The sequence below is a fragment of the Edaphobacter bradus genome, assembly GCF_025685645.1.
Classification (GTDB): domain Bacteria; phylum Acidobacteriota; class Terriglobia; order Terriglobales; family Acidobacteriaceae; genus Edaphobacter; species Edaphobacter bradus.
Window position 1 is genome coordinate 584461 of sequence record NZ_JAGSYF010000001.1, and the last position, 11615, is coordinate 596075.

6 protein-coding genes are annotated in these 11615 nt (G+C 58.9%); 2 read left to right on the plus strand and 4 right to left on the minus strand.

Annotated elements, in window-relative coordinates; genetic code table 11:
- Nucleotides 1–15: 15 nt before the first annotated feature.
- From OHL16_RS02430 to OHL16_RS02440, 3 genes are all read right to left on the minus strand, one after another.
- Nucleotides 16–2595 (minus strand): hypothetical protein, encoded by a 2580-nt coding sequence (locus OHL16_RS02430; RefSeq protein WP_263365476.1) that lies wholly within the window; start codon nt 2593–2595, stop codon nt 16–18.
- 65 nt (nt 2596–2660) lie between these two features.
- A complete protein-coding gene (locus tag OHL16_RS02435) occupies nt 2661–3422 on the minus strand; it encodes an ABC transporter ATP-binding protein (protein WP_317891022.1) in 762 nt (253 codons plus the stop codon).
- A 129-nt stretch (nt 3423–3551) separates the two neighbouring features.
- Entirely contained in the window at nt 3552–4952 is a 1401-nt protein-coding gene (locus tag OHL16_RS02440; RefSeq protein ID WP_263365477.1) for an efflux RND transporter periplasmic adaptor subunit, read from the minus strand.
- A gap of 271 nt (nt 4953–5223) precedes the next feature.
- Here OHL16_RS02440 and OHL16_RS02445 point away from each other — a divergent pair, with 271 nt between their 5' ends.
- Nucleotides 5224–6963, plus strand: a complete 1740-nt coding sequence (locus tag OHL16_RS02445; protein WP_396127147.1) for a GWxTD domain-containing protein — start codon at nt 5224–5226, stop codon at nt 6961–6963.
- A 204-nt stretch (nt 6964–7167) separates the two neighbouring features.
- A complete protein-coding gene (locus tag OHL16_RS02450) occupies nt 7168–8886 on the plus strand; it encodes a TonB-dependent receptor (RefSeq protein WP_263365479.1) in 1719 nt (572 codons plus the stop codon).
- Between the two features lie 1004 nt (nt 8887–9890).
- Here OHL16_RS02450 and OHL16_RS02455 read toward each other — a convergent pair.
- A complete protein-coding gene (locus OHL16_RS02455; RefSeq protein ID WP_263365480.1) occupies nt 9891–11522 on the minus strand; it encodes a CRTAC1 family protein in 1632 nt (543 codons plus the stop codon).
- Nucleotides 11523–11615: the final 93 nt, after the last annotated feature.

An 11615-nucleotide genomic window follows, 5' to 3' on the forward strand; every position in this document is an offset into this window, starting at 1 on the left:
TTTTGCAAAGAAAGCTCAGGGAGCTGAAACACGCGTCGCGGCAGTTGCAGGGGCTGGGGGTTTCTGGACAAGGACCGGCATGGTGACGGTGTTCGCTGCGGTGGGGTCGTCGCGAAGCTTGAGGTAGAAGCCCGTCGTGCCGGGGTGAGGCATGGTGAGGGTTGTGCCGACGAAGCCTTCTGGGACGGCAACAGGATTTGAGAAAGCCGGGGTGATGTCGATGGACTCAACCAGATAGAGACTGGTTCCGGTAAGAGTGCAGGGGGCACTAGCGTCAGCCGCGCACTGGATGTCTCGCAGGGACGGTAGGCGGACGAGAGTCGCGAGAGGCAGCCAGTCGCCGGTGGTGCCGTCGGGTGAGACGGCGCGGAGATGGAGCGGGCCAAAGGTGGAGGTTCCGAATGTCTTCATCGGGTCGAGCGTGCCGAGCAGGGTATGGGGATTCTGCAGCACCAGGCCACCGTTGGCAACACTGAGGTAGGTGTGGAGCGCGTCATCCGCTGTGGCGACCTCGATCTGTCCAGTGCGGGGAAACGGGGGTAAAGAACGCAGAGAAAAGTTTACCTGCTGGTCGACAGGAAGATCGTTGGGGTTTGCAAGATGGATGGGCGAGTCGGCCTGCTGGCTGATGTTCTTGCTGAGAAGGGTGACGACGGGACGCGCGGGAGCAAGCGTGACGGGCAGGCTGAGCGTGCGGCCGTCCTTCAGCGCGACGTGGGCGACGTACTTTTCGCCGGCAGGGAACCTGGGAGCGGCCGCGTCGGGCGGCAGCGTGAGGGTAAGGCTCTCTTGGTGGTCGTCATCGTGCGCGGAGGCAGGGAGCTCCGTGAGCGCGGATGGCGTGAACACGAGGTTTTCAAGGTTGAGATGCTGTACCTGATCGAGGCTGGTTCCGGTCAGAAAGGCGGAGGTATCGCCGGCGTGGAGCGTGAGCGAGGCGAGCTTTGCCGGTTCGGAGTAGGTCTGCGCCGCGACCGCCACAGCCTCGAAGTCTCCGTACTGGCGGACGTTGAGATGCAGCGCGCCCGGGTCGAAGGATTTGAGCGAGAGAGTGACATCGACGACATTGGGCTTTTCGGACGGCCTCCACTGCGCATCAATCTGATTGCCTGGAGCTGTCTCGAGGCTGATCGATTGAATGCAGGCGGTGCCGGAGGACGAGAGCGATAGGTGGTTCTCGCGTCCGGCGATGAGGAGATCGTCGGCAGCGAGCTTCCAACCATGGCCCGGGACGTCCTGCAGCCGTAGAGTGGGTCCGATAAAGGGATCGAACCCCCAGTAGCCCTTGATGGTTCCGGTAATCTCGCTGGCCGAGTCAGGCTTGGCAGGGGTCGCCTGAGCCTGGGCAGGTGCCGTCTTCGCGGGATGGGATTTTTCCTCCCCCTCGCCGGCTCCGCTGAAGTACAGATCTCTGCGGACGGGCCCTGTGGCGAGGACGAGGCCGCCCTGAAAAGCATCGGCCGTCAGAGGAATGTCCGGATGGGGTGTTCCACTGTTGATGTGGAGGACGAGATCGTGGGCGAAGGCCGTCGAGAAGACCAGGGGCGCACCTTCAACCGGAAGTACAACTGAGGGCTTGAGTAGGCAGGTGACGTGTTTGGTATCCGCCGGGCGCAGGGGCGGTGGAAGCGCGGCCTGAATCGAAGGCAGGCCGATCACAATGACTGACTTGGGATTGTGGAAGGACGGAGCGACGTTGAGGCGCAGATTGAGCTCCTCGGCCTCAGGAAAGGCAATCGCCGGGATGTACTGGTAGTGAGCGGTGTGCAATCCGCTGGTGAGCCTTACGAGATCGACGACGGCACCGACGTAGGCGCTATAGACACCTCCGCCTGCGAGCGACGTGGAGGAGGCGGCGTTGATCAGGTCCGAGCCTGATCCGTTGGTGAGGATCGAGACGACGCTTTGCCCGTGGCCGTCATCGAGAAGGGTCTGAGAGCCTGTCTGGGTGAGGCAGCTGTACTGTTGATCGACGGGGCGGGTGAAGCACTCCTCGTTGGGCTTGAGGTTGAGCGTCCGGGCGAGCAGGTTTGAGTGATTGAGCAGCGCCTTGGAATCTCCCGGCGGAGCAAGCTTTATGGAAGAAAGATATTTTTCGATGCGTGCCTGCTCAAAGCCTGCCTCGGAGAGGTCCTGGGAGGCGCGGACGAAGACTCCGGGGCGTCCCTGCACGGCTGAGCGCAGTGCTGCGAAGTCACCACCGGTCTCTGGAGCGAGGAAGAGGATCGCCTGCTGGGCTTCGTCGGGAACGGTGATGTAGGCACCCTCGACGCGAACCTTTCTGTTCCACGTTTCGATTTTGTAGAACCAGTTATCAGGTGGAGGGTTGGTTGTTCCACGCAGAAAGACCGCGACCAGCAGGTAGTGGACCGATTGTGTGGGCGGCAGGTCTGGATAGAGCCAGAGCCGGTCGCCGGGCTGTAGATTCGGGACCGAGGCGATAGGTAGGACCTTGCCCCCGCGGGCGACACGAACCTGGAGCTTGGGGCCGGCGAGATCGAAGCGGCCCGTACCCTGCGCGAAAAGAAGGGTGCAGACGGAGAAGATTGCAAGCAGTGTGCAGGTGGCGCGGATGCGGCCCGATATCTTTGCCATCATTCCATCTTAGACGGCTTGAACGCCGCGAGCGGGTGCAACCCGGGCGCGAGGTGTAAGCCTTGCTACTGGTTGCGGATACGAGTCGAGACGTGGTCGCTTGCAATGACGCCGTCGCGGATAGTGACGACGCGATGGGCGTATTCGGCGATGTCGGCCTCGTGGGTGACGAGGACGATTGTGTTGCCCTTGGCGTGAAGTTCGTCGAAGAGTGCCATGATCTCCTCGCCAGTCTTAGAGTCGAGGTTTCCGGTGGGCTCGTCGGCGAGGATGATAGAGGGGTTGTTGACCAGAGCGCGGGCGATGGCGACGCGCTGGCGTTGACCGCCAGAGAGCTCGTTGGGTTTGTGAAACATTCGGCTGCCGAGGTCGACCGATTCAAGGACCGCCTTAGCGCGCTCAGTGCGTGCGGCGGCCGGAGTGCCGTTATAGATGAGCGGGAGCTCGACGTTATGGAGTGCGGTGGCCCGGGCGAGAAGATTAAAGGTCTGGAAGACGAACCCAATCTCCTTGTTGCGGATGCGGGCAAGCTCGTCGTCGTTCAGCTTGGAGACATCGTGTCCGTTGAGCCAGTACTTGCCTTGCGACGGCGAATCGAGACAGCCGATCAGGTTCATCAGCGTGGACTTGCCTGAGCCCGAGGGGCCCATGATGGCGACGTACTCGTTGTGACGGATGCGCAGGTTGACGCCCCGAAGCGCGTGGACCTGCTGGTCGCCCATCTCGTAGGTCTTCCAGAGATTGTCGGTGACGATGACCTCGCCGGGTTGAGGGCCAGAAGCGCTGCTGCTGATGCTGGGTTCGACGACTGCTGTTTCGATAGCCATCCGGTTCTCCGGTACGTGCACGTTGCAGAGTGGTACGTTAGCTAGCGCAGGATGGTTCCCATGGCACGAACCATGATCTGCACCTGATTGAATTTGGCCGGATTTCTCCGGTCTGCAGACAGAGACAGTTTACGACTTATCCGCTTCCGAGCCGCCCTCAGGCGTGTTGTCCCGTTTGACGAGTGTACCGCTCTTAAGGGCACGCAGAATCTTATAGCGGCCGGTCACAATCTCGTCGCCTGGTTGCAGGCCGCTGAGCACCTCGATGTCCGTAGCTCCTGTGACCCCGGTGGTGACTGGTACGAAGACCGCGCGGAGCTTCTTGTGGTCCGTCTTCAGGATGTAGACTCCCTGCACAAGTTGCGACTTAGCTGGGGGGGTAGTGGCAGCCTGAGCGGTTCCCGAGGGAAGCTTGCCGCCGTTGGCTGCGAGAGTCTTTTCCAAGTCAGGGTTGCGCTGGACGAGTGCCTGGATGGGGATCGTCAGGGCATTGGCGCGGTGGGCTGTCGTGACTTTGGCAGTCGCTGAGAGACCCGGGCGGAGGTCATCCGAGGGCTGGTCGAGCGTGACGACGACCTTGAAGTCCTTGGCCTCTTCGGTTCCAGTGGTGGACTGGCTGGTGGCGATGCCGGTGGTGCGCAGCAGCGCCTGGTCTCCCACTTCGGTGACGTGGCCTTTGAAGACACGGCCGGGAAGGGCGTCGACGGTTACGTCGACTGGTTGATTGAGGGCTACGTTGACGATGTCGGTCTCGTCGACCTTGACCTCGGCCGTGATCACGCTCATGTCGGCGAGGGTCATCAGGGTCGAGCCTTCGGCGTTCTGGATGCCGACCACGACCGTCTCTCCCTCGCGAACCGGCACATTGGTGACGAGCGCGTCGAAGGGGGCCCGGCTCTGGGTCAGGCCAAGATTGTAGTCATTTCCGCGAAGGGTCGCGACGGCCTGTTCGACGTGCCCGCGGGCCGAGGCGGTCTGCGCCTTTGTCTGCGCCACGGCGGCGATGCGCTGCTGCAGCGTCGCAGCCGAGACGTCATAGGCGGCCTTCTTGGCGTCGAAGTCCTGCTTGGCGATCAGTTGAGCTCCATAGAGCGCCTTGGCCCGGTCGTAGTCGAATTTCTTCTGCTCGAGATCTGCCTTGGCCTGCTCTACGTTGGCTTCGGCGGTGCGCTCGGCGGCGGCGGAAGATTCGACGTCTGTCTTTGAGGAGGCGATGGTGGCGCGCTGGGCCGCGACGGCGGAGGCAGGCTGCTCGCTCTCAACCGTAGCAACCAGCTGACCGGCCTTTACGTGGTCGCCTTCTTTGACATAAAGGTGCGTGATACGTCCAAAAGCTGTCGCCCCGACGTTGACGTAGGTCTTGGGCTTGATCTGGCCTGTGCCGTTGACGATGGAGACAAGGTCCTGCCGCACGACCTTACCAGTCGCGACCTTGGTGACGGAGGACTGGCTACGGAGGATGGTACCCGCAATGATTCCACCCAGGATCAGAATGCCAAGGACGATAAGAAGGATTTTCTTTCTGCTCATGGACGCTTTCTCTGCGCTGCCAGGGCGTGCCGGGCCGCGCATCCGTAATTTCGATCCCTCGGAGAGTAACTACGTCGGTAAGACGGTACAGGTTCCACTGCAGTTTCTAAAGTCGTGCCCAGTGTACCTCGGATTTTCGGCGGATTGGCTGCCGGGGATGTCATTGTTTCTGGGAATCGTAGCAGGGGCGAAAGCAGGCTTTAGTCAACTTGTAACAACAGGAAACCGGCACTACAATATTGGCTGGTATCAGGAGCACCCACCCGCATTTATGAAGACGTCCCCGCACTTCCTTTCTGGTTTGGCTTTTGTTGCTCTGACGATGACAGGGACGTGCGCGCTGCGCGCTCAGGACGCCGCTCCTCCCGCGACCTCCGCCGACGGGGTAACGCAGAGCCAGCCGACCACCGAGAAGCCTGATCCGCTGAAGCGCCAGCTCAGCGACAAGGAACGGTTTGCCCAGCAGAAGGCGCTCAGGGGCGAGCTCCACGGTGAGTACAAGAAATGGGTGGATGAGGACGCACGTTGGATCATCACCGACCAGGAGCTGCAGGCCTTTAAGAGCCTGAGCAACGATGAGGAGCGGGACCAGTTCATAGAGGCGTTCTGGCAGCGCCGGAACCCGAATCCGGACTCCCCTGAGAATGAGTTCCGGGACGAGCACTACCGCCGCATCGCCTATACCAACGAGCACTTTGCTGCGGGCAAGCCAGGATGGAAGACCGATCGTGGCCACATCTATATCGCTTTCGGCAAGCCGGACAGCATCGACTCGCATCCCAGCGGCGGAAGCTACGAGCGGCCGATTGAAGAGGGCGGCGGCAATACCTCTACATTCCCGTTCGAGGTATGGCACTACCGGTATATCCAGGGCATCGGCGACAACATCGATATCGAATTTGTGGACTCGTGCATGTGCGGCGACTACCACATGACGATCGACCGCTCGGAGAAAGACGCACTGAAGCATGTACCCGGCGCCGGCGCGACGCTCTCAGAGCAGATGGGGCAGTCCACGAAGGCCGACCGGTTCACCGGCGGCGGACTGGAGCAACTCGGCGCGGGACCGATGTCGCAGCAGAACCAGAGCAAGCAGTTTGACCGCCTGAATCAATACGCGAAGCTGATGGCGGCGCCCGAGATCAAGTTCAAGGATCTTGAGGCGTACATGGTGTCTTCGAAGATCCTCACCGGACCACCGTTCCTTTTCGACGTCCGGACCGATTATGTGAAGGTGACGAACGATACGGTTCTGGTGCCTGTCACGCTGCAGATTAGAAATCGCGATATCACATTCAACACTAAAGATGGCGTCTCGACAGGAACGGTAAACATCCTCGGGCGTATTTCAAACCTGAATCACAAAGCAGTCCAGACCTTCGAGGACACTGTCTCCGTGCCAGTTCCGAGCGAGCTGCTGGCTCGGACACAGAACAACGTCTCGGTTTACTGGAAAGCGCTTCCGCTGCGCCCGGGTCTCTATAAGATCGACATCGTCATTAAGGACGTCAACAATCCCGACCATATCGGAACGTGGAAGAGAAGTATGAATGTTCCGAAGTATGACGATGACCGTCTGGCAGCGTCCTCGCTGATTCTGGCTGACCAGATGGAGCGCGTGCCGTCGAAGGACATCGGCGCCGGAAACTTCGTCATCGGCAATACCCGTATCCGGCCACGGGTGCCCACCGGGGTCGCTGTGCCGGTGACGTTCCACCGCGGGCAGAATTTGAATTTCTGGATGCAGGTCTACAACCTCGGTATCGACGAAAAGAGCAAGCACAACGATGCGACGATCGAATACCAAGTGATTGATTTAGCAACGAATACGACGCTTCTACAGACGGAAGAGCAGACGGGCAAGACCAATCCGAATGCAGACCAGGTAACGCTGGAAAGGACGATGCCGCTGGCGAGCCTTCAGCCTGGAAAGTATAAGATCACGATTAAGGTAAATGACGGTATCAGTAAGCAACAGATCGCAGAATCTGCTCCATTTAATGTAGATTAGGTGTAAATTTAGGTGAGCCGATAAGGCTGTGGATTTTAGCTGTAGAGATTTAGGTGAGCCATTCAGTGGCGAAGGGTCACGCAGATTCAGGTATGCGATGGCCTACCCAGGCGAGCCTTTTACGCGTTACCCCATTTTTGCAGGGCGCGTTCCTTGTGGAGCAACCGTGGACGCCCAGGTGCAAAAACTGTGCTGCGAACTCAGTTGAAAATCTCGATCCTGTCGCTGATGCTGACGGCCGCCGCCTCCGGTTGGGCCGCTTCTCCGGCTGCGGCAGTCTCGGGCATTGTGCGGGACTCACAGGGTGTAGCCCAGATGGGCGCCTTGGTTCAGGTGCTCACGAACGACTCCGTGATGGTGGGCACGGCGTTTACTGATCTTCACGGCCGTTATCTGATCTCCAACCTGGTACCTGGCAAGTATGAGGTGCGGGCGACAGCGGCATTGTTTGTGCCGGCGCTGCGCGACAATCTTCAGTTGGGACCCGGAGCCAGGGCGATCGTAAACCTGACGCTGAGTGCTATCTACGACGCCGCCTCATGGTTGCCGGCCGAGAGGCGCAAGGCAGATGAGCCGAGCGATGACTGGAAATGGACGCTGCGCTCGGCGGCAAACCGACCGATTCTCCGGATGGTCGGTGACGACGGACAGCTAGTCCTCGTCTCCTCGAGCGCCGCCGAGTCAGCAAACCATGTCGATCGCGCCCGCGCAACTGTGATGGCCGGCGACGGCGGCTTCGGCAGCGGGGGAGTGCACAACGTACTGTTGGTGGACCGTATCTTGCCCGATGGGTCCGACATGACCGTCCGGTCAGACATTGGAACCGCCACAGGCGCGCCGAATCGGGCCCCGTCCACTGACTTCCAGGCGGGGTACCAGCGTCAGTTGGGCTTTGTAGGAGCCGGCCGAACAGTAGTGAGTTACCAGTTCCATCCTGAGATAACAGGATCGGCGGGGGCGGTCAGCCTTCAGGCAATCCAACTGGCCAGCGCTCAGAAGACCGAACTTGGAGATATGGTTGACCTCGAGGTTGGCGGCTTGGTCTACGTCGTTCGGACGACTGGCAATGCCATGGCTTCGCGGCCGTTCCTGAAGATTACTGCGCACCCCACGGACACGTGGTCGGTGGGGTATCGTATGGCAACCTCGCGCGACCTGCAGAGCTTTGCCGGACTCGATTCGATTGAACTGGATCTTCCGGTTGCCGTCGCCTCCCAGGGCAAGATGCAGGTTGAGAGCGGGTTGCATCAGGAATGGGCGCTCGGCCGCAAGACAGGGCGGGGAACTGTCGAAGCCGCCTATTACCAGGATCACATAGGCCATGCTGCGGTCGCGGGAACTGGTCAGCTAAGCGTTGCCGACCTTACGAGCGCGGGGGGGCCAGGGGCAGCCTCGGTGGGGGTCTTGACGGACAGCGCAACCGACACCTTCCGCACCCTGGGCAGAGGATACTCTACCCAGGGATTCAACCTGATGGTGACTGAGCCGATTGCTTCAGGACTGTGGCTTGCGCTGGAGTACACGACGGGGACTGCTCTCTCGGCTGGCGAAGACAGGACGCTGTCCTTGCAGACGCTCTCGACCGATCTGAGGCCCAGGCTCTCGCAGGCGGCGGTGATCGCCGTCAAGGGACGAGTTGTCGGCAGCGGAACGCGAGTACGGGCGAGCTATCGCTGGCAGCCCGAAAAGCTGGTGACAGCCGTAAATCCCTTTGCAGCGTTTAGCGATCAGGCCTACCTGAGCTTCATTGTTCGCCAGCCCGTGCGGTGCGGCTCTCTGCTGCCGGCCGGACTGGAGGCCACCGTAGATGTCTCAAACCTGCTCGCCCAAGGATATAGGCCATTCTTGTCGAGCGACGGCAATGTACTCTATCTTGCCCAGACACCAAGAACCATTCAGGCCGGACTCGCCTTCAACTTCTAAGGCTGACTCTCTCGGTTGCTCCGCCTGAGGCCCTAACAGTTAAAACAATGGTTTAGTGCGACCTGGATGCGCGCCTCAGGTAGGTGATGTGGGTGAGACCGTCGAGGTAACGGCTTCGGCTGTCGCCATTGATACGGGGAACACCGCGATCACCACCAACCTGACGGACACCTTCTGCGACCTGACCTGAAGCAACGCCCGGCGCCGCAGAGAAGATAACCGAGACGTTTCGCGGTACTGGGACGCTGTTATGGCTGTGGAAATCGCACCCCACTATTCGGGTATTTTTCGACCGAAAATGCTCCGGGAACGGATTCGACCAGGTGCTTCGCTGCGGAGGAAAGAAATGACCTCTCGCGGGCGAGATCTGTTCAACAAATCCTGTTTCGAGATTGATCTAGTAACGTGCCCGGACTCGGGGTCGGGATGTGTACCTTCGTCATGTACGAGCTGTTTCAGAGGGCTCGTTGTCCTCCACATGCAGAGCGCCTCCGCGGAGTCCTGGATTCCGAATATCTTGTTGACGGCATCGAGTTCGACATGTGGCTGGCAGAGAGCTCAAGAGCAAAACCGGCCCGATCTGGTGAGAGTGGTTGGCCTTGGAGGCCGTTGCTCCTCGAAGATGATCTTCTTTCCGGAACTGTTCGCTGCCAAAGTATCCCATCAGGGAATGCATCAGCTCACCACCTGCTCGGGCTGATACCGCTTGCCTATCGCCATTTGCTCTCCTCGTTCCAGTGTGTCTCTTATTCACTGGCACAATTCAAGCCGGGCACTCCAATTGCTTCGCGGCACATGGGCTGCAGAAGCGGACGAACCTCTTCTACGACAGCTTGCTCACCGGCCAGCACGCAATAGGATGTTTGAAGAAGTTCTACCATTCATGATCCACTTCGTCTGCAACTAGCGGCACCCGCCCCGCAGCAAGCCAATTCCCAAAATGGAAATCCCCCAAAATAAATCCGGAATCCGTGTCACATCTCTCCTACCCGAAAACACAGCCATCACAAATTGACCACCAAAACACCACGTCCTTCCCTCATTTTCGCCAAAACCCTCAACAAAACACCACAATCCCCCCAAGCAAAAGAGCTGCACCAAAACTCCTTCAGGAGGGCTTTAGGGGGGGCAGTTGCAGGCTCATCGACTGTAAGGATTTGATCAGCACGAACGTCATTCAGCCTCTGGATAATGCCGCTAGGCCAATGGATTTCAATCGACTTCACTACAGTATCCGCCCCGAGACCGAAGTGAGCGCGTTTGTCGTTAGAAGACAGATAACCGCCTGCGGTCGTAACCGTGACATACTGCGGGCCAGCGGAGGTGTTGACCGTAATCACAGCGCCAATTCCGTCGCGATTGCTACGATGGCCGACGAGCAGCAAGGTAAGCCAGTGATTTCCGGTAAGTGTTTCATTGTGCAGTAAATAGGCGGGGCCATCGTTGGTCGTGACGACGGCATCGAGGCGCCCATCATTGTCTACATCTCCGACGGCCATCCCGCGTGCCACCCAGGCCTGGTGGAAGACGTTCCCCGACTGCGCGGAGACGTCTACAAATCCCTTTCCGGTGTTATGCGCCAGAAGCATCGGCTCCTTGTACCTGAGTTGGGGGAAGTTCAGTTCAATTGTGTCTAAATCATGCCCCTGGGCGATGAGCAGATCCTTGAGCCCATCATTGTCATAGTCGAGAAATCGAATCCCCCAACCAGAGTGCAATAGGGTCATGCCCCCTATGCCACTCATGTAGCTGTCGTAGGTGAAGCTGGAGTCTCCGCTGTTGTGATAAAGGGCATATTTCTGGTTGGCAAGGTTGGTGATGACTAGATCGGGCAGACCATCATTGTCGTAATCCTGAAAGTCAACTCCCATTCCGGCGTAGGTCCTTCCGTCGCCGTCAACTGCAATCTCTGCAGTCAGGCCGACCTCTTCAAATGTGCCATCACCTTTATTGCGGTAGAGAAACTCGAGCATAGAGTCATTGGACACCGCTACGTCGATCTTACCGTCGCGGTCGAAGTCTGCGATCGCAATACCGAGCCCCTTGCCAGGTTTGTCGAGACCCGTTTTGGCCGCGACTTCCGTGAAACGCCCGTTGCCGTCGTTATGGTAGACGAGAGGGGAAACTGCAGGGAAGATGTCTGGGTGACAGTAAGCGCGATAACCTTCACGGTGTTCTCCACACCAGACGTCATCGAAATCCCACCGCAAATAGCGTAAGACAACGAGATCGAGAAGTCCGTCATTGTCTAGATCGACCCAGGCAGCGGAGGTGGACCATCCGCTGCCGCCTGTACCGGATTTGTCGGTTACATCTGTAAAGGTTCCATCGCCATTATTGTGATAGAGACGGTTCCCACCGTAAGCCGTTACGTAAAGATCTTCATAACCGTCGTTATCGTAATCCGCCGCTGCAACACCCATGCCATAGCCAAAACCTTGCAGGCCAGCATTCTCGGTAACATCTTCAAAAGTGCCATCCTTCTTTTGATGAAATAGGCGGTTCCAATATTTAGGGGCGGTCTTTTGCGGAATAGTTCCGTTCGGTGTGGGATCGGCTAGCGGGGCTCCGTTGACGAAAAAGACATCTAGAAGCCCATCGTTGTCGTAGTCGAGAAGGGCGACTCCGGATCCCATTGTTTCGAGAAGATATTTCTTTGACGTGTGCGATGCTTGTCCTACAAAAGCAAGGTGGCTCTTGGTCGTGATATCGATAAAGCGACCCTGCGT